The 18746-nt window shown below is 71.6% G+C and carries 18 protein-coding genes; 1 reads left to right on the top strand and 17 read right to left on the bottom strand.

The annotated features are described in order from the left end of the window. Positions 1-98: 98 nt before the first annotated feature. The 5 genes from ACFYOB_RS30120 to ACFYOB_RS30100 all read right to left on the bottom strand — a co-directional run bounded on the left by ACFYOB_RS30120 (position 99) and on the right by ACFYOB_RS30100 (position 7460). A complete protein-coding gene (locus tag ACFYOB_RS30120) occupies positions 99-1703 on the bottom strand; it encodes an FAD-dependent oxidoreductase (RefSeq protein WP_388564965.1) in 1605 nt (534 codons plus the stop codon). Between the two features lie 47 nt (positions 1704-1750). Next, the gene (locus tag ACFYOB_RS30115) at positions 1751-2782 is read right to left on the bottom strand and encodes a methyltransferase (protein WP_388564962.1); all 1032 of its coding nucleotides are present in this window, start codon (positions 2780-2782) and stop codon (positions 1751-1753) included. A 218-nt stretch (positions 2783-3000) separates the two neighbouring features. After that, positions 3001-4608 carry an MDR family MFS transporter gene (locus ACFYOB_RS30110; RefSeq protein WP_388564959.1) on the bottom strand — a complete coding sequence of 536 codons (1608 nt, stop codon included), beginning with the start codon at positions 4606-4608 and terminating at the stop codon, positions 3001-3003. Between the two features lie 200 nt (positions 4609-4808). Beyond that, positions 4809-5786, bottom strand: a complete 978-nt coding sequence (locus ACFYOB_RS30105; RefSeq protein WP_388564957.1) for a zinc-binding alcohol dehydrogenase family protein — start codon at positions 5784-5786, stop codon at positions 4809-4811. 138 nt (positions 5787-5924) lie between these two features. Continuing rightward, a complete protein-coding gene (locus ACFYOB_RS30100) occupies positions 5925-7460 on the bottom strand; it encodes an FAD-dependent monooxygenase (protein WP_388564955.1) in 1536 nt (511 codons plus the stop codon). 127 nt (positions 7461-7587) lie between these two features. Here ACFYOB_RS30100 and ACFYOB_RS30095 point away from each other — a divergent pair, with 127 nt between their 5' ends. Continuing rightward, positions 7588-8109, top strand: a complete 522-nt coding sequence (locus ACFYOB_RS30095) for a MarR family winged helix-turn-helix transcriptional regulator (RefSeq protein WP_328930703.1) — start codon at positions 7588-7590, stop codon at positions 8107-8109. An 18-nt stretch (positions 8110-8127) separates the two neighbouring features. On the opposite strand, the gene ACFYOB_RS30090 is transcribed toward ACFYOB_RS30095, so the two are convergent. The 12 genes from ACFYOB_RS30090 to ACFYOB_RS30035 all read right to left on the bottom strand — a co-directional run. Beyond that, complete coding sequence (locus ACFYOB_RS30090; RefSeq protein ID WP_388564952.1) at positions 8128-9741, bottom strand: FAD-dependent oxidoreductase; 1614 nt, start codon at positions 9739-9741, stop codon at positions 8128-8130. A 95-nt stretch (positions 9742-9836) separates the two neighbouring features. After that, positions 9837-10799, bottom strand: coding sequence for a GNAT family N-acetyltransferase (locus tag ACFYOB_RS30085; protein ID WP_388564950.1), 963 nt, complete (start codon positions 10797-10799; stop codon positions 9837-9839). A gap of 126 nt (positions 10800-10925) precedes the next feature. Then, positions 10926-11147 carry a ferredoxin gene (locus ACFYOB_RS30080; protein ID WP_388564948.1) on the bottom strand — a complete coding sequence of 74 codons (222 nt, stop codon included), beginning with the start codon at positions 11145-11147 and terminating at the stop codon, positions 10926-10928. A 6-nt stretch (positions 11148-11153) separates the two neighbouring features. Beyond that, the gene (locus ACFYOB_RS30075; RefSeq protein ID WP_388564946.1) at positions 11154-12404 is read right to left on the bottom strand and encodes a cytochrome P450; all 1251 of its coding nucleotides are present in this window, start codon (positions 12402-12404) and stop codon (positions 11154-11156) included. Between the two features lie 65 nt (positions 12405-12469). After that, entirely contained in the window at positions 12470-13243 is a 774-nt protein-coding gene (locus ACFYOB_RS30070; protein ID WP_388564944.1) for an SDR family NAD(P)-dependent oxidoreductase, read from the bottom strand. Beyond that, positions 13240-14694, bottom strand: a complete 1455-nt coding sequence (locus ACFYOB_RS30065; RefSeq protein ID WP_388564942.1) for an FAD-binding oxidoreductase — start codon at positions 14692-14694, stop codon at positions 13240-13242. Before ACFYOB_RS30065 ends, ACFYOB_RS30070 begins: the two co-directional genes overlap by 4 nt. 59 nt (positions 14695-14753) lie before the next feature. Continuing rightward, positions 14754-15122 (bottom strand): hypothetical protein, encoded by a 369-nt coding sequence (locus tag ACFYOB_RS30060; protein WP_328930710.1) that lies wholly within the window; start codon positions 15120-15122, stop codon positions 14754-14756. 101 nt (positions 15123-15223) lie between these two features. Further along, on the bottom strand, positions 15224-15424 hold the full coding sequence (locus ACFYOB_RS30055) for an acyl-CoA carboxylase subunit epsilon (protein ID WP_388564940.1): 201 nt from the start codon (positions 15422-15424) through the stop codon (positions 15224-15226). 31 nt (positions 15425-15455) lie between these two features. Next, positions 15456-17024 carry an acyl-CoA carboxylase subunit beta gene (locus tag ACFYOB_RS30050; RefSeq protein ID WP_388565267.1) on the bottom strand — a complete coding sequence of 523 codons (1569 nt, stop codon included), beginning with the start codon at positions 17022-17024 and terminating at the stop codon, positions 15456-15458. Positions 17025-17108: 84 nt separating this feature from the next. Further along, positions 17109-17306 carry a DUF6059 family protein gene (locus tag ACFYOB_RS30045; RefSeq protein WP_388564938.1) on the bottom strand — a complete coding sequence of 66 codons (198 nt, stop codon included), beginning with the start codon at positions 17304-17306 and terminating at the stop codon, positions 17109-17111. Further along, positions 17303-18595, bottom strand: coding sequence for an MFS transporter (locus tag ACFYOB_RS30040; protein ID WP_388564936.1), 1293 nt, complete (start codon positions 18593-18595; stop codon positions 17303-17305). Before ACFYOB_RS30040 ends, ACFYOB_RS30045 begins: the two co-directional genes overlap by 4 nt. Positions 18596-18653: 58 nt before the next feature. Further along, a partial coding sequence (locus tag ACFYOB_RS30035) for an adenosylhomocysteinase (RefSeq protein WP_388565265.1) occupies positions 18654-18746 on the bottom strand: 93 nt, incomplete at its 5' end.

The raw sequence follows: 18746 nt of genomic DNA, 5'->3' as shown, positions 1-18746 counted from the left end.
TCTACACCCAACCGCCACCCGCTAAACCCGCAAAAACCCCCCCGCCCCCCCCCCCGCCCGGGGGCGCCGCGCCGAGTCGTTGCGGGCAGAGCCCCTGTTCAGTCCAGCGACAGGATCTGGCGCAGCAGGCCGGTCACGGTCTGCGCGACGTCTCCTGCGGGGCCGGCCTGGGAGCGCCAGGCGACGAAGCCGTCGGGGCGGACGAGGACGGCGCCGCCCTCGGAAACCCCGTACCGCTCCTTGAAGGTGTCCTCGGTGTCGGCGTAGTCGCCGCCCTCGCCGATGCCGCGGACCGTCAGCACCAGGCCGAGCTCGCGTCCGGCCGCGGTGGCGGCAGCCCACGGGGCGGTGGGGCCGGCGGTCAGCAGGGTGAAGCCGACCGGGAAGAGGTCGACGGTCGAGAACGGGCCGTGCTCACCGGTGACGAGCACGTGCGGGGCGCGCGAGCCGGGGCGGCCGCTGGGCTTGTCCGGGTCCTCGGTGACGGTCCACAGATCCGGGTCCTCGCCGGCGAACGCGCCCGCCGGGTAGGCGTAGCCGAACGTCATCGTGGTCTCGTCGACCAGGTCCTTGGCGACGTCCTGGAACTGCTTGCCCTCGCGGACCGCGAAGCGCAGCATGGCCTGGCGCACGGTCTCCTCGGCGACCGCGCGGCGCTCGGAGTCGTACGAGGCCAGCAGCCCCTGACCGGCCTTGCCCGCCAGCACCAGGGCCAGCTTCCAGGCCAGGTTGTACGCGTCCTGGATGCCGGTGCTGGCGCCGAAGGCGCCGGTGGGCGGCATGACGTGCGCGGCGTCACCGGCTATGAGGAAGCGGCCCGCGGTGAACGTGTCGGCGACGCGCGCCGAGATGTCCCAGGCGGGCATGTTGACCGACTCGATGGTCAGTTCCAGGTCGGGGACGCCGACGGCGGCCCGGACCAGCTCGACGCAGCGCTCGGGGGTGAAGTCGTCGGCGCTCTGCCCCTTGTCGGGGAAGAAGGAGACGTTGATGACCCACTTGCGGTCGTTGTCGATCGGGATGATCGTGCCGCGCACCTCGGGGTTGTTGACGTAGGCGGCGATGATCTTCCGGCCGCGCAGGGCCTCTTCCAGGTCGGCGTCGAAGAAGAAGCTGACCAGGTTGGTGAGGGTGCCGCGGCCGTGGGATCCGATGCCCAGCAGCTCGCGGACGGGGCTGCGGCTGCCGTCGGCGGCGACGAGGTACTCGGCGCGCAGCGTGTAGCTCTCGCCGGTGCCGGCGTCGGTGAGCGTGGCGCTGACCCCGTCGGCCTCCTCGGTGACGGCGTCGAGGCGGGTGTGGAAGCGCAGGTCGACGCCGACCTCCTCGGCCCGCTTGCGCAGGATGGGCTCGAGCTGGTTCTGGTCGATCAGCGTCCACTGGGCGGGGCTGATGCGGCTGATGTCCTCGATGGAGGCGTTGGGCATCCGGACCCGCTCGTTGCCCGCGAGGGTCTCGACGTGGATCAGGTCGGTGTTGCCGGAGATCGGCGAACGTCCGGCCTTGACCCGGTCCTCCATGCCCACCGCGCGGTACAGCTCCATCGTGCGCGGGTTGATGGCACGGGCCTTGGGGTGCGTGGAGGTGCCGGGGTGGCGCTCCACCAGCGTGGCCTTCACCCCGTGGTGGGCGAGGAACACGGCGGCGGACAGGCCCGCGAGGCCGCCGCCGACGATGAGTACGGGCACCTTCTCCTGGCTCATGGTGATTCCTTGGGTTCTCGGGGCGGCGGACGGCTCCGTGTGGGCGGTCATCGGGTCGCGGTCACCAGCGTGTGCGTGCCGAGCAGCGGCTCGGCGGCGGTGTCGGTGAACCCGGCCTCGGTCAGCCAGGTGCGGACGTCGTCGATGCGGTACTCCGAGCCGTCCTGGCTGACGAGACGCATGTGGAGGCTGGAGAGCAGGCGCTCGGCGTTGCGGCGCTCGTCGTCGATCATCCGGTCGTAGATGAGGACCTGGCCGCCGGGGTTGACGGAGGCGAAGACACGGCGCAGCAGTTCCTGGCGGCGGTCGGTGTCGAAGCCGTGCAGGATGTGGCCGAGCACGATGACGTCGGCCTTCGGGATGTCGTCCGCGAAGAAGTCGCCGCCGGTGAACTCGACCCGGTCGCCGAGGCCGAGGCGGGTGGTGTGCTCGGTGAACAGCGGGCGGGTGCGCTCCAGGTCGAACACGCCGGCCTTCAGGTGCGGGTGCTCCTTGACCAGGACCGAGGCGAGGTTGCCGCGCGCGCCGCCGAGGTCGATGAAGGAGGAGTGCCGGCTCCAGTCGATCGCGCGGGCGATCTCCAGGCCCATGCGGTCGCTGAAGGCGTCGAGACCGGCGAAGAAGCGCTTCATCTTCTCGGGGTCGTTGTGCGTGTTCCCGACGAAGCCGCCCTTGTCGGGGTCGAGGTGCTGCGGGGCGCCGGTGGTCAGCGCCTCGGTGAGCCGGCCCCAGGTGCCGTACAGGGTCTCGTTGGTCAGCTCGACGAAGCCGCCGAGGTATGTGGAGGTGCCGGGCACCAGGTACGCCTGGGCCAGCGGCCCGTTGCTGTACTGGTCGCCGGTGCGCTCCAGCAGGCCGAGACCGGCCAGCGCGTCCAGGAAGTCGGCGGCCATGCGCGGGTGCAGGCCGGACTCGGTGGCGATGTGGTCCGCGCCGGCCGGTCCCTCGGCGAGGGCGCCGAACACGCCGAGCGTCACGGCGCTGTGCAGCACCTTGGCCGCGCAGTCCGCGATGGTCAGCTTGATCAGCGGACCGGGGTCGACCGCCGCGGCCGTCGTACGGTCATCGGTCGTTGTCACGCGAGCCTCCTAGCAAACCGTGGGGGACCGCTTCGGTCCTTCTCCCGACAATGGCCGGTTCGCGTGGAGTCCCACTCGAAGCGGCCTGAAGCCGCAGGGCGGGGCAGCGCGAGGGGTACGGGCGTACGGGCGGCGGACATGGCGAAGTGCCGCCCTCCCACCGCGGGTCGCGGGGGCGGGCGGCACTTCGGCCATGTCACACGCGGGGGATGGTGTGATCAGGCCGTTTCGGGGGAGCGCTCGGCGGTGGCCGGGGCAGTCTCCTTGGCGGCGGAGTCGGCGGGCGCTCCGTCGCCGCCGCCACCGTGGTGGCGGGAGCGGAGCGTGTGGTTCTTCATCAGCAGGGTGAGGGCGAGGCCGACCACCAGGACCGGCACCGCGGCGAGGAACACCGGGGTGAGGGCGGCGGCGTAGGCCTGCTCGATGGCGGTGCGCACCGTGGCGTCGAGCGAGTCCAGGACCGTGTCCGAGGAGAGCGAGTTGTGGTCGACGCCGTTCAGGGCGCCGGCCGGGACACGGGCGGCGAGCTCGTCGGTGAGGCGGCCGTAGAAGATCGCGGCGAAGAGCGAGATGCCGATCGAGGTGCCGAAGGAGCGTCCGAAGGTCACGGTGCCGGAGACGGCGCCCATGTCCTGCGGAGGGGCGGTGTTCTGGGCGGCCTGCGTGAAGACCTGGGCGGAGAGGCCCGAGGCGAGGCCGAAGACCACCATGTAGGCGATGGCCAGGGCGCGCGGGGTGTCGGCGTCCATGGTGGACAGCAGGACGGCGCCGACGATGCCGAGCGCCATGCTCAGGATCGGGAAGATCTTGTACTTGCCGGTCTTGCCGATGATCTTGCTGGAGACCACGGAGGTGAGCACGAGGCCCAGCATCATCGGCAGCAGGACGAAGCCGGAGGTGGTGGGGCTGGCACCGGTGGCGACCTGGACGTACAGGGCGAGGAAGTTGACCGTGCCGACGAAGACGATGCCGCAGATCATGGTGCCGAGCAGCGAGATGGTGAAGGTGGAGTCCTTGAACAGCCGCAGCGGGACGATCGGCTCGGCGGCGGCGGACTCGGCCTTCACGAACAGGCCGAGGAGCAGCAGCGTGGCGAGGCCGAGGCCGATGATCTGCGGGGAGGTCCAGGAGTACTCGACGCCGCCCCACGAGGTCAGGAGCGTCACGGCGACGATGGCGCCGGAGAGGGTGACGATGCCGGCGTAGTCGAGCTTGGACTCGCGGACCTTGCGCGGCAGGTGCAGGTACTTGGCGAGCAGGGCGACGATCACGGCGCCGACGGGCAGGTTGACCAGGAAGACCCAGTGCCAGCTGAGGGCGTCGGTAAGCAGGCCGCCGACGGCGGGGCCGGCGAGGGAGGCACCGGCGAAGACCATGCCGAACATGCCGTAGTACTTGGCGCCTTCGCGCGGGGTGAACAGCTCGCCGATGATGGCGAGGACGGAGACGAAGAGGCCTCCGGCGCCCAGTCCCTGCACGATGCGGAAGACGATGAGCAACTCCATCGAGCCGGCCAGGCCGGAGAGGGCGGAGCCGAGGAGGAACAGGGCCATGGCGGAGAGGTAGACGACCTTGCGGCCGAAGAGGTCTCCGAGCTTGCCGTAGATGGGCGTGGTCACGCTGCTGGCGATGACGTACGCGGTGGTCACCCACGCGAAGAGGTCGATGCCGCCGAGGTCGCCCGCGATGCGGGGAAGGGCGGTGGCGACGATCTGCATGTCGAGGATGGCCACGAACGCGGAGAGCATGCAGGCGACCATGACCGGGGTGACTTTGGTCCCGGAGGGGTGCAGCCCGCCGGATGCCTGAGCGGTGGGAGCGGACAAGGTGGTGCCGCCTTTCGAATCGGTGTGCGCGATCCCCGTCGCACCGGCCGCTGAGCTACGGCCGGCGTCACCTGGCTGTTCCGCCCGAAAGGGGCTGGGGAAGGTCACGATGGTTGTGTGTGGTGATGCGGATGGTGGTGGGGGGTGCGGCCGGCCCGTCCCGGGGGTGGACGGGCCGGCCGGCTCGGGGCGCGGCTGCCTCAGGGAACGAGGACGACCTTGCCGAGCTGGGCACGGGCTTCCATGAGCTCGTGGGCCTTGGCGGCCTCATCGAGCGGCAGGCGCTCGTGGACGACCGGCTTGACCTGGCCGGAGCTGATGAGCTCGAAGAGGTGGCGCTGGCCTTCGGCGATCGCCTCGGGCTTGTTGTAGAGCATCGCGTAGAGGCTGAAGCCCGCGACGTTCTTCATGCGGGACAGGGCCAGGGTGGGCAGGTCCGGGATGTCGCCGGAGGCCGAGCCGTAGAAGACGAGGGTGCCGAACTGGGCGGTGATGCCCAGGGACTTCAGCAGGACGTCGCCACCGACGGTTTCGAGGACGACGTCGGCGCCGCGGCCGTCGGTGGCGGCGAGGACCTGGTCGACCCAGTCCTCGTCGCTGTAGTTGACGGTGACGTCGGCACCGAGCTCGCGGGCGAAGTCGCACTTGGCCTGGGTGCTGGCGGTCGCGATGACCTTGCCGGCGCCGAGGGCCTTGGCGATCTGGACCGCGAGGTGGCCGACGCCGCCGGAGGCCGCGTCGATCACGATGGTCTGGCCGGGCTGGAGGCGGCCGGCCTCCTTGATCGCGTGGTACGCGGTCTGGGCCGGGCTCGGCAGGAGGGTCGCGGCGGCGGCGTCGAGGTCCTGCGGGATCTTGATGAGCCAGCCGGTGTCCGCGACGACGTACTCCGCGTAGGCGCTGTGGTCGATGTCGCCGACGACGCGGTCGCCGACGGCGAGGTCGGTGACGCCTTCGCCGACGGCCTCGATCGTGCCGGCGACGTCGCCGCCGGGGGCGCCGGGCAGACCGGCGTGGCCGCCGATCGGGATGCCCTGGCGGCGCTGGACCTCGGCGAAGGTGACGCCGATGGCCTCGGCGCGGATCAGAACCTGACCCGGACCGGGCTGCGGCTTCTCCACCTCTTCGAGGCGCAGGACAGACGGAGCGCCGTGCTCGTAGTGGCGGATGATTCGCATGATTTCTCCAAACGGTATTTCCGTCGAGCCGTCGCGCTGGGCCGCGGCTCCGTCCGGGGGGCCGGATACATGTGCATGTTGTCATGCATTTGATTGCGAGTCCACATGTGATGGCCTCGCGGGGCGTTTCTTTACCGATTACTTAAAGACGGCGCGGGTGGGGTCGGTGACCCCGGCCCAGGTCTCCAGGGCCGTACGCAGGCCCTCGGCGACCTCCTCGGCCGAGGCGCTCTTGTCCGCGGCCCAGGCGACGTATCCGTCGGGACGTACCAGCACACCGGCGAGCTCCGGCTCCTCGGCGCACTCGGCGACGATGTGGCCGACGCGGCCGGCCCACTTCAGCGGCGCGGCCCACTCGTTGTAGACCTCGGAGATCTCCGGGCGGCCGGCGAGGTCGAGCAGCGCGAAGTTGCCCCGGCGCAGGTACTTCGGAAGGGTCTGGGTGCCCTCCTCGGTCTTCAGCGACAGGTCGCGGGCGAAGTCGCCGAGCAGCCGGTGCTCGGGGCCCTCGATGTCGTAGCGGACCCGGACACCGCTGAGCATCTCGGCGATGTGGCGGTTGACCTGGTCCTTGGTCATCAGGGTCTGGAAGAGCTCGCGCAGCTGGGTGACGTACGGGTCGGGGTTCATCAGCGCGATCTGCGCGCGGGTGTTGGCCAGTACGGCGCGGGCCGGCTCCTGGCGCTCCTTGTCGTACGTGTCGAGCAGACCCTCGGAGCCCCAGCCGTTGATGGTGGCGGCGAGCTTCCAGCCGAGGTTGAGGGCGTCCTGCAGGCCGAGGTTGACGCCCTGGCCGCCGACGGGGAAGTGGGTGTGGGCGGCGTCGCCGGCGAGCAGGACGCGTCCGGAGCGGTAGGTCTCCGCCTGGCAGGCGGAGTCGGTGAACCAGGACAGCCAGCGCGGCTCGCTCGCGCCGAGGTCGTCGCCCCAGATCTCGCGCAGGCTGGCGGTGAACTCCTCCAGCGTCAGCTCGGAGCCCGCTTCCTTCGTCGTCTCGAAGTCGAAGGTCGCGACGCGGTGGTAGGTGTCGTCGAGCGGGACGCAGAAGAGCAGACCGCGCTCGGTGCGCTCCATGCCCATCGGCGCCTTCTCGCGGTCGGCGAGGACCACGTCGGCCAGGCGCGCGGTGACGCGGCCGCCGGTGCCGGGGAAGCCGATGCCCGCGGACTTGCGGACCAGGCTGCGGCCGCCGTCGGTGCCGACGACGTAGCGGCCGCGCAGGGTGTACGAGCCCTCGGGGCCGTTGACGTCGACCTCGGCGCCGTCCTCGTCCTGGCGGACGGCGGTCACCTCGTGGCCGCGGCGGATCTCGACGCCGAACTCCTCGGCGCGCTCCTCCAGCAGCCGCTCGGTGCGGGTCTGCTCGGAGAGCAGCGCGTAGTTGTGGGCGCTGTCGAGCAGGGAGAAGTCGACCCAGACGTCGAGGCCGGCGAAGTGGCCGTTGCTCCACGAGTGGGCGCCGTCGCGGAAGCGGTCGGCGAGGCCGCGGCGGTCGAGTGACTCCAGCGAGCGGGCGTGCAGTCCGAAGGCCTTGGAGTGGGGGGTCCGCTCGGTGAGGCGCTCCAGCACGACGGGCTTGGCGCGGGCGATGCGGAGTTCGGAGGCGAGCAGCATGCCCACCGGACCTCCGCCGACGATGAGGACGTCGAAGTCGAAGTCCTTGGTGTCCGGCATTGCAGTCCTTCCAGAGGGGGGTTGGGGGTTTCTATGACGAGGAAAAACTATATGCTTGCTGTCATGCAAACGCTTGTGAGCATACACATGCTCGCTGTCCTCGATCACCGCGCCTAGGATGTTCGCCATGGAGACTTCGACCACCAGGCAGAAGACCGCGCAGCTCCCCTCCGCGCACGGCGCGCTGGCCACCGCCGACCCGCTGGACGCGGTCGGCCCGGCCTTCTCGCGGCTGCGCCGCGCATCGGCGCTGAACGTGGAAAACCCGGTGTCCCGCAAGGACATGACCCGGACGCTGGTGCTCAACATCGTGGAGGAGGGGCCCGAGCACGACGGCCAGGAGATCACCGTCGGAGTCGTCGCCGAGCGCCTCGCGGTGGACCCCTCCGTCGCCAGCCGCATGGTCACCGACTGCATCTCCGCCGGCTACCTGATCCGCGCCGCGTCCCAGCAGGACGGGCGCCGGACGATCCTGCAGATGTCGGACGAGGGATTGGCGATGCTGGCGGCGTTCCGCCGCCACCAGCGGGCCGCTTTCGAGTTCATCACCCGGGAGTGGCCCGATGACGAGCGCCTGCAGTTCGCCCGCCTGCTGATCAAGTACGTCGACTCGGTCGCCGAGATGCGCGGCGCCCAGGCCGACGGATAACCGCCAGTCCCTCATCTCTCAGCGCGCCAGGATCCGGCGCAGCGCCGCCGTCAGCGCCGCGCCCTGCTCATCGGCGGGGACGGCGGCCGGGGTGCGCCACGCGACGATTCCGTCCGGTCGCACCAGGACGGCGCCCGCGGCGGCCACGCCGTAGGCGGCGGCCCACCGGCCCTGCGGGTCCGCCAGCGCCCCGCCGTCGGCGGCCGGCGCGATGCGGTGGAAGGCGAGGTCGACGCCGAGCGCCGTGGCGGCCGCGCCGGCCGCCTCGGCCCACGAGCCGCCGTCCGCCCCGGCCAGCAGGACGAAGCCGGTGCCGAACAGCTCCAGCGTGGACAGCGGGGCGCCGTCACGCTCCAGCACCACGTACGGAGCGCGGGTGCCGGGCTCGCCGCGCAGGGTGCGCGGGTCGGAGGTCAGCGGCGGCCGCTCCACGCCGGCCTCGGTGATGAACGCGCCGGAGGGGTAGGCCTGGCCCATCGTGACGGTCATCGCGTCCTCGGTGGCGGCCTTCTCCTCCTCGGTCGCGGTGCCCGAGCGCAGGGCGAGCTGGAGCGAGCCCTGGCGAGCGGTGTGAGAGCCGACCGGGTGGCGCTCCTCCTGGTAGGTGTCGAGCAGACCGGTGCCCGCAACGCCCTTGGTCACCAGGGCCAGCTTCCAGGCCAGGTTGAAGGCGTCGGCGATGCCGGTGTTGGCCCCGTAGCCGCCGGTGGGCGGGATCTGGTGGGCGGCGTCGCCCGCGATCAGGACCCGGCCCTGGACGAAGTTCCCGGTGACGAGTTCGGCCATGTCCCACGGGAAGCGGGAGCGGATCGTGACCTCGACCTCGTCCGAACCGATCGCGGCTGAGACCAGCTCGGCGCAGCGGGCGTCGGTGAAGTCGTCGAGGCCCTCGCCCTTCTCGGGGTCGTAGCCCACGATCAGGGTGCCCTCGGTGAGGGTGTCGTCGTGCACCAGGATGCCCATGACCGTGTCGTTCTTGACGTGGACGACGCTGTAGCGGCGCTCCCCGAGGACCGCGCCGAAGTCGGCGCCGAACGCGATGCTGACGTGCCGGGAGAGGACTCCGCGCCCTTCGCGCACCAGGCCCAGCGACTCCCGTACGGTGCTGCGCGGCCCGTCGGCGGCCACCAGGTAGTCGGCGGTCAGGGTGGTCTCGGCGCCCTCGGCGTCCTTGACGACGGCGGTGACGCCGCTCCCGTCCTGCGTGAAGGAGACCAGTTCCGTGCTGAACCGCAGGTCTGCGCCGAGCTTCTCGGCCCGGGCGCGCAGGATCGGCTCCAGCCGGTCCTGGGGCAGCAGCAGCAGCTTGGAGGGGGTCAGGTCCGCGAGCTCGTCGCCGCCCTCCAGTTCCTCCTTGCTGAAGAGGACCTCGCCGGCCAGGGAGACCACGCCCGCGCGGGTCTTGTGCTTCTCGAAGCCGGACGCGGCGGCCTTGGCGGCCGCCTCGACGCCCACCGTGCCCAGGATCTCGGCCGTGCGCGGGTAGTAGCCGACCGCGCGCGGGTGGATGGAGGTGCTGGGGTGCCGCTCGACCAGGGTGCAGGGCACGTTGTGATGGGCGAGGAACACCGCGGTGGAGAGGCCGACGAGGCTGCCACCGACGATCAGTACATGCGTGCCGCTCTTACTCACAAAGAACCCCTCTCGCGGATACCGGTCTGTGCGGATCGTGGCAGCGGCCGGTGGACCTGAACTCGAACTCCGCTCGCAGCAGCGGGGAGTCGGCGTCAGGCCTTGACGCGATACGTCGACCAGGAGCTGTCCGACGCGAACCCGAGGCGGCGGTTGAGGGCGACGACGGCGTCGTTGTCGACGTCGTTCCAGGCCTGGACGAGGGCCACCTGCCCGTTCTCGCGGGCGGTACGGGCCAGCAGGTCCGCCTTGAGCCAGGTGCCCAGGCCCCGGCGGCGCCGGTCGGCGAGGACCAGGGTCTCCCCCGCGTCGGCCATCGGGCTGTCGCGGACGAAGACGGTGGCGTACCCGACGACTTCGCCGGTCGCGTCGTCGACCGCGGCGGTCACGTGCTGGCGGTGTCCGGCCCGTTCCGCCTCGGCCTCGCGCGCGCGGACGTCGTCGGCGGTGGGGGTGCGCACCTGCGCCTGCCCGTTGACAGGTGCGTCGAGGGTGCCCCAGGCGCTGGCGTAGGAGCCGACGAGCTCGTCCGGGCAGCGGTCGGTCCAGTTCACGAGGTGGTGGCCGGGTACCGCCCGGGCGGCGAGCTCGTCGAGTCCGGCGGCGGCCGGGCCCTTCAGGAAGAGGCGGTTGCGCAGGTTGGTGCCGCGCAGTTCGGCGCCGCAGCCGGAGGCGAAGGCCTCGGCGGCGGGGGTGTGCGGGGCGTCGACCATCAGGTGGCCGCGGCCGCGGGTGCGCAGTTCGGCGCGGGCGGCTTCGACCAGGGCGGTGCCCGCGCCGCGGCGGCGGAAGGACGGGAAGACCCACAGCGAGCCGTGGCCGGGTCCGGCCGGGTCGCCGAGGTCGAGGCCGAGCTTGGTGACGCCGACGGGCGTGTCGCCGTCGAAGGCGGCCAGGACGATCCGGTCGGCTCCGTGCCGGCGCTGCAGCAGCCTGGCGAGCAGGGCCTGCGACACCGGGGGGTCGGCGGGCAGTTCGAGACTCATCGTCTCCTGGAAGCCCGGAACGAGCAGGGTGATCGTCGCCGGGTCGTCACCGTCGAGGCTGCGGATGTCCATGGCCACCATCGTCCACGACGGCGCTCGAGATCCGTTCGAGAACGGCTCGGGGCCCGGACGCCGCACCGTCCGGGCCCCGAGCTGCGGGAAGGCCGGCCGGGCCGTCAGGGCCCGGCCGGCACGCGTTCACGCCTCCTGCGTCTCCTGTGTCTCCTGTGTCTCCGCGAGCGAGATGGCCTGCACCGGGCAGGCCCGTACGGCCTCGCGCACCATCGGATGGCCGGCGCCGTCCTCACGACCGGCGATGACGGTGGAGAAGCCGTCGTCGTCCTGCTCGAACACGGAAGGAACGGAGACGGCGCACTGGGCGGAGCCGATGCACCGGTCGGTGTCGATCGAGATGCGCACGGCGGCCTACCAGGTGACGGGGAGTTCGGAGACTCCCTGCAGGACGAAGGGGGCGTTGACCGGCACCTGGTCGGCCGGGACCGCCAGGCGCAGGCTCGGTACCCGGCGCAGCAGGGTGGCGAGGGCGATCTCCATCTCGGCACGGGCCAGGTTCTGGCCGATGCACTGGTGGATGCCGTAACCGAAGGCTACGTGGCGGCCGGAGGGCCGGAAGATGTCCAGGTCGTCGGCCTTCTCGAAGGACTGCCCGTCACGGTTCATCAGCATCGTCGACAGGATCACCCCGTCGCCGGCCTTGATCACATGCCCCTCGACCTCGATGTCCTCCTTGGCGACGCGCATCAGCATGTCGCCGATGGAGGCGTACCGCATCAGCTCGTCCACGGCCCTCGGCATCAGGGACTCGTCGGCGCGCAGCGCCTCCATCTGCTCCGGGTGGGCCAGCAGCGCCATCGTGGACAGGGCGATCATGTTGGAGGTGGTCTCGTGTCCCGAGACCAGCAGGACGGTGGCGATCATCGCCAGCTCGTTGCGGTCGACCTTGCCGTCCTCCAGCTGGCGGGCGATCAGCTCGTCGAGCAGGGTGTCGCCGGGCTCTGCCTGCTTGCGGCTGATCAGGTCGTCCAGGTACGCGAGGATCTCGGTGAACGCCTGCTGCGCCTGCGCGGCCTGCTCGGGGCCGGAGGAGGACAGTACGTGCCGGGAGCGCTCGTCGAAGTAGTGGTGGTCCTCGTACGGGACGCCCAGCAGCTGGCAGATGACGGCGGACGGCATCGGCAGGGCGTACTCGGTGAGCAGGTCGACGGTCCGGCCCGGGCCGCCCGCCAGCATCTTGTCGAGGAGGTCGTCGGCGTAACTCTGGATCACCGGACGCAGTGCGTTGACCTGGCGGACGCCGAAGCTCGGCAGCACCATGCGGCGCTGGCGGGCGTGCACCGGGTCGTCGACGCCGACCAGCGGGGGCGCGGCGGCCTGCTGGCGCTGGGCCTCGATGCGCGGCGCGAGCAGCGGGAAGTTCGGGTCGAGGACGTCGGAGGAGAGCCTGGCGTCCGGGAACAGCTTGCGGCCGAGCTCGTTGCCCGTCACCAGCCAGGCCACCCGGCCGTTCCAGAGGGTGACCCGGGAGATCGGGCCCTTCTCGCGCAGCCCCTCGTACCCGGGCGGCATCTGGTAGGGGCACTTGCGCTGGATCGGGTAGGCAGGAGCGTCCTCGGCCCCGTCCGCCAGCGTCTTCGGCGCGTCGAGTGTGTCGGTCATGGGTTCTCCTGGGTGTGTGGCCGGCGGCGGCCGTGCGTGGGGTCCGGCTGGGAGGGGGGCGGGGTTCAGAGTCCGCCGGTGACGCGCAGGGCCTCGCCGTGGACGTTCCCGTTGGCGGCGGAGCCGAGGAAGAGGATCGTGCGCGCGACGTCCTCGGGTGTGTTCATCCGGCCCGACGGCAGGGACTTGGCCTTGTTCTCCAGGAAGGCGGGCGAGGCGTGGGTGAGCACGTTCTCGGTGAGGGTCTGGCCGGGGACGACCTCGTTGACCAGGATCCCCGCGGGGCCCAGCTCCCAGGCGAGGCTGCGGACCAGCCCGAACAGCCCCGACTTGGCGGCGCCGTACGCGCCCGCGCCGATCATCCCGGAGTTCGCGAGCCCGGCGCCGACGAGCACGATGCGGCCCCAGTCGCGGCCGCGCATGTGCGGCAGGACGGCCTGGATGGTGTGGAAGACGGCGTCGACCGAGGTGCGCAGGACCCGCTGCCACTGCTCGACCGGGACCTCCTCGAAGGCGGGCATCTGCCGGCCGGGCCGCGGGATCGCGTCGCCCCACTCCACCGCGCTGGCGACGAGTACGTCGATGCCGCCCCACTCGGCGCCGACCGCGGCGACGGCGGCGCGGATCGAGTCCTCGTTGGCGAGGTCGTAGCGGACCACGTAGGGCGTACCGCCGGCGGCGGCGACCTGCTCGGCCGTCTCCTTCGCGCCCGCTTCGTCGGAGTGGTAGGTGATCGCGACGCGCGCGCCCTCCGCCGCGTAGGCGACGGCGGTGGCCCGGCCGATGCCCCGGGAGGCGCCGGTGACGAGCACCACCTTGTCCGTGAGATCCGTCTTCATCGTCCTGCCGCCTTCGTGGTCTGGTGGGCGCCGGGGGCGCCGGCCGGGCCGGCGCCGATGCTCTGCCCGTGCCGGAAGAAGCCTTCGGGGTCGTAGGCGCGCTTGATGTCGCGCAGCCGGGGGGCGTTCTCCGCGTAGTGGTCGCCCTCCCAGTCCGCCGGCACCCGCGAGCTGGGGAAGTTGATGTACGAGCCGGTGGCCAGCGGGGCGAGGGCCGCGCCGCACCGGTCCGCCCACTCGTCGAGCTCGGCCGGCCCCTGGGCCGCCGACTCCTCGTCGCGCGTGGCGATCTGGAAGCCCGTCAGGAACTGGGCGTCGCGGTGGACGTACGCGGTCTCGGTGCGGCCGACCCGGTTGGCCGCGCCGCCGAGCGCGATGCACAGCAGGTAGCGCTCGTTGTCGAGGTCCGGGTTCCAGGCCCCCAGCAGGGACTCGGCCTCGGTGCGCGTCACAGGCCGGCCGGTGAGCCGGTAGGCCTGCCGGGTGTACGGGTGACGGTGGCCGATCGCGTCCGGGTGGGTGCCGGTGCGGTGGCACTGCTGGACGGTCTTGGATCCGCACAGCGCCTCGTGCATGACCTCGGCGTACGCTCCGGGCGCGCCGACCTCGCGGTGCACGGGCTTGGTGCCGGCGGCCTCGGTGAGTTCGTCGAGGGCCCGCTCCAGGTCCTCGGGCGCCCCGTGGTGCACGCCCCAGATCTTGACGATCGGCTTGCCGCCGGGCCCGAACATGCCGGGCAGCACGACCAGGGAGGTGCCGAGGTCCTCGGAGGCCGCGGCGGCCCAGGCCTGCCAGGCGGCCAGTACGCCGGGGGCGTCCTCGTAGGACCACAGGGTCTCGAAGGCGGTCAGCAGCGGGGCGTCGACGGGCCGCAGCTCGAACTCGGTGACGATGCCGAAGTTCCCGCCGCCGCCACCGCGCAGCGCCCAGTACAGGTCGGGGTGCTCGTCGGGACAGGCGCGCACGGTCCGCCCGTCGGCGAGGACGACCCGGGCGGAGAGGATCCGGTCGCTGGCGACGCCGAACTTGCGGGTCTGCCAGCCCAGTCCGCCGCCGGTCAGGAAGCCGCCCTGGCTGACGGTGGGGAAGGTGCCGGTGATGATCTGGCGGCCCTGCGCCCCCAGGGTGTCGAGCGCGTCGAGGGACTGCACGCCGGCGCCGATGCGCACGGCGGGGCCGTCGGCGACGGCGTGGTTCATCCGGGACAGGTCGATGACCAGGCCCGTGCCGGTGGACCAGCCGTTGAAGCTGTGGCCGGAGCCGCGCACGTGGGCCTGTACGCCGCTGTCCTGGGCGTGCCGTACGCAGGCCAGGACGTCCTCGTGGGACTCGCAGTAGGCGACCGCGTACGGGGTCACCGAGTCGTACTCGGTGTTCTGCAGTTGCCTGGCGAGCCGGTACCCCGGATCGGACGGGAGAACCAGCTCACCCTTGAGTTCGTCGCGCAGCATGGGGGTTCTTTCCTCCGTGAATTCCCGGTCCGGGGTACGGGACGGGTCGGCCCGTCCGGCTACTTGTCGATGCCGAACTTGCGGGCGCTGACCTTGGAGCCCTCGTGGCCGCGCAGCAGGTCGCCCTTGGGCGAGTAGAAGTTGGCGCCGCCGGTGCCGACCCACTCGTCGTCGGAGACGAACTCGCCGGTGACGAAGACGTGCGCCTCGCCGACGTGCTCGCCCTCGGGGCTGACGGCGAGGATGTGGAAGTTGTAGTGGAAGGAGTCCGGTCCGGTGGACTCCCAGTTGCCCAGGCCGATGTTCTTGGCGTTGACCTGGTAGCAGGTGACGCCGCCGTCACCGGTGAAGGACGCCAGTCCGAACACGGACTTACCGTCGTCCTCCAGCTCCGTGGTCCAGGTTCCGACCAGCCTCGCGTCGGTCATGGCGATTCTCCTGACATGGGTTTCGGTTGCGTGGTGTGCCGTCGATACGGTGCCGCCCCGGGCTGGAGCCGTACTTGAACGGCCCTTCAGCGGGCGGGCGCTCATCTGCCGCGCCACATCCCGGCGCAGGCGTGCGGGTTGCGGTGGGTGCGGTGCCAGCCGCTGCCGGCGGCCCCGGCGGGCGCGGCGGGCGCCTTGGCGGCGGCGGCCCGCCGGGCCAGCAGGGACGTCAGGACGGCGGTGAGGGCGGCGGTCTCCTCCGCGGAGGGGTTGCCGCCGGTGATCTTCCAGGTGGTGGTCATGCGTCTGCCTCCTCGTGTCTCGGCGCAGGGCTCACACCGGCGGGTTGCCGTGCTTGCGGGACGGGATGTCGGCGTACTTGGAGCGGAGCATCGCGAGCGAGCCGATGAGCACGGAGCGGGTCTCGGCCGGGTCGATGACGTCGTCCACCAGGCCGCGCTCCGCGGCGTAGTAGGGGTGCATCAGCTCGGTCTGGTACTCCTTGATCTTCTGCGCCCGCTCGGCGTCCGGGTCCTCGGCCGCCGCGATCTCCCGCCGGAAGATGACGTTGGCCGCGCCTTCGGCGCCCATCACGGCGATCTCGTTGCTGGGCCAGGCGAGGGAGACGTCGGCGCCGATGGAGCGCGAGTCCATGACGATGTAGGCGCCGCCGTAGGCCTTGCGCAGGATCAGCTGGATCCGCGGGACGGTGGCGTTGCAGTAGGCGTACAGCAGCTTCGCGCCGTGCCGGATGATGCCGTTGTGCTCCTGGTCGACGCCGGGCAGGAAGCCGGGTACGTCGACGAGGGTGACCAGCGGGATGCTGAAGGCGTCGCAGAACTGCACGAAGCGGGCGGCTTTTTCGCTCGCGTGGATGTCGAGGACCCCGGCCATCGCGGAGGGCTGGTTCGCGACGATCCCGGTGACGTGTCCGTCGAAGCGGGCCAGCGCGCACACGACGTTCTGCGCCCAGGCCGGCTGGGTCTCGAAGTACTCGCCGTCGTCGACGATCTCCTCGATGACCTTGCGGATGTCGTAAGCCTGGTTGGGGTTGGCCGGGACGAGGTCGGCGAGGGCGTCGGTGCGCCGGTCGGCGGGGTCGTCGGACTCTTCGCGGGGCGCGGTCTCGCGGTTGTTGGAGGGCAGCAGCGACAGCAGGAACCGTACGTCGGCGAGGCAGCTCTCCTCGTCGTCGTAGGCGAAGGCCGCCACACCGGAGACCGCCGCGTGGACGTCGGCGCCGCCGAGGCCGTTCTGGGTGATCTCCTCGCCGGTCACCGCGCGGACCACGTCCGGGCCGGTGATGAACATCTGCGAGGTCTCGCGGACCATGAACACGAAGTCCGTCAGGGCCGGGGAGTAGGCGGCGCCGCCGGCGCACGGGCCCAGCATGACCGAGATCTGCGGGATGACGCCCGAGGCCCGGGTGTTGCGCTGGAAGATGCCGCCGTAGCCGGCGAGGGCGGTGACGCCTTCCTGGATCCGGGCTCCCGCGCCGTCGTTGAGGGAGACCAGGGGGGCGCCGGCGGACTGCGCGAGGTCCATCACCTTGTGGATCTTCTGCGCGTGGGCCTCGCCGAGGGCGCCGCCGAAGATGCGGAAGTCGTGCGCGTACACGAAGACGGTCCGCCCGTGGACCGTGCCCCAGCCGGTGACGACCCCGTCGGTGTAGGGCTTCTTGTCCTCCAGCCCGAATCCGGTGGCCCGGTGCCGGCGCAGGGCCTCGATCTCGTGGAACGAGCCCTCGTCGAGCAGCAGCTCGATGCGCTCCCGCGCCGTCAGCTTGCCCTTGGCGTGCTGACGTTCGGTGGCCTTGGGGTCGGGCCCGGCCACGGCCTGGGCCTTGATGTCGGCCAGTTCCGCGGCACGGTCCTGGATGCGGGCGGGGGCGACGTCAGTGATGCTCACGGGTTTCCTCCGGGACTGTAGGGAGGGGGAGGTGTGCGGGTACGACGGGGCGGCCGGCCCGCGGGGTGCGGCCGGGGTTCACTGCCACAGGCCGATCAGCTGCCGGAACAGGGCCGTCTCGGTCTCGTCGAACGGGAGATCCGGGCGGAGCCTCTCCGGGTGCCGGGGAGGCGGCCCCTGCGGGACGCTCGTCTGGTCCGGCGGGAACCAGACCCAGATGCTGCCCGCCGCGACCAGCATCTTGTAGACGGCGTGGAGCACTCGGTGCGGTCTCATACGCGCGGCCTCCGTTCTGTGGGCCGGGAACGCACATCGGAACCAGCCAACCCTCGCCCGGCGCCCTCGACGTCCCGTGGAAGTCCGCTTGAGGACCGGTCTCGGGTGCGCCGGTGCGCGTACAGGGCCGTGAGGGCCGCCGCCACGGTGACCAGGCCGCCCGTGTAGAGGCCGGAGCGTGCCCCGTAGTGCTCGCAGAGCCAGCCGACGAGCAGGGCGCCGAGCGGGGTGGACCCCTGAAGGATCACGGTGTAGAGGGCCAGTACGCGGCCCCGGTAGCGCGGGTCGCTGCCCAGTTGGATGCGGTGGTTGGCGGCCTGGGCGAAGGAGATGGTGGCGAAGCCGGTGGCCGCCAGCAGGGGGATCGCGAGGGCGTAGCTGGGCGCGAGGCCGCTGGCGGTCTCCAGGACGCCGAAGGCGAGGGCTGCGCCGATGACCAGTCCGGGGCCGGGCCGGCCGCGGCGGGCGGTGCCGGCGAAGGCGCCGAGCAGGGAGCCGGCCGCCATGGCGGTGGTCAGCAGCCCGAAGCTGGCCGATCCGGAGTGGAAGACGGTCTTGGCGAGCAGCGGCAGGGTGAGCGCGAAGTTGAAGCCGAACATGCCGACGGCGGCGACGAGGCCGAGCGGCATGACGAGGTCGGGCCGGCCCCTGATGTAGCGCAGTGCGTCGGCGATCCTGGCGCCGCCCGGGGCGGTCTCGGTGCGCTGCAGCTCCTTGGTGCGCATCATCGTCAGACTGGCGACGGTGGCCAGGTAGCTGAGCGCGTTGAGCAGCATCACCGGTCCGGTGGAGTCGGATCCGCTGATCAGGAGCCCGGCGAGGGCGGGGCCGAGGATACGCGCGGTGTTGAAGTACGCGGCGCTGAGCGCGGAGGCGTTGGGCAGCAGCTCGCTGCCGACGAGCTCGCTGACGAAGGACATCCGGGTGGGCGACTCGACGGCGGACACGGCGCCCAGGGAGCCGGCGAAGACGAGGATGACCGGCAGGCTCGCCCGCCCCGCCAGCACCACGAGGGCGAGGAGGAGGGCGAGCAGCCCGGCCGCGAGGTTCGCGAGGATCAGCAGCCTGCGTTTGTCGTACCGGTCGGCGAGCCGTCCCCCGTACAGGGTCAGGAGCAGCGTCGGGGTGAACTGCACGGCCGTGACGAGCCCGAGGGCGGTGGCCGAGTCGCCGCTGAGCGACAGCACCAGCCAGTCCTGGGCGACGAACATCATCCAGGTGCACATCACGGACAGCAGCTGGCCGGTGGCGAAGAGCCGGAAGTTGCGTACGGACAGGGACTGGAACACGTTTTCCACTGTTGCCGCAGCCGCTACAGGCTCACTCGAAAGCCGGGCCAGAGCGGGATCAGTAGCGGTAGTGGTCCGGCTTGTACGGGCCCTCGACCGGGACGCCGATGTAGTCGGCCTGCTCCGGGCGCAGCGTCGTCAGCTTGACGCC

Origin of the sequence: Streptomyces sp. NPDC006463 (assembly GCF_042870715.1) — a bacterium.
In the GTDB taxonomy this organism is placed as follows: domain Bacteria; phylum Actinomycetota; class Actinomycetes; order Streptomycetales; family Streptomycetaceae; genus Streptomyces.
The sequence above is the reverse complement of the archived record's forward strand: the minus strand, read 5'-3'. Positions and strand labels throughout refer to the sequence as shown.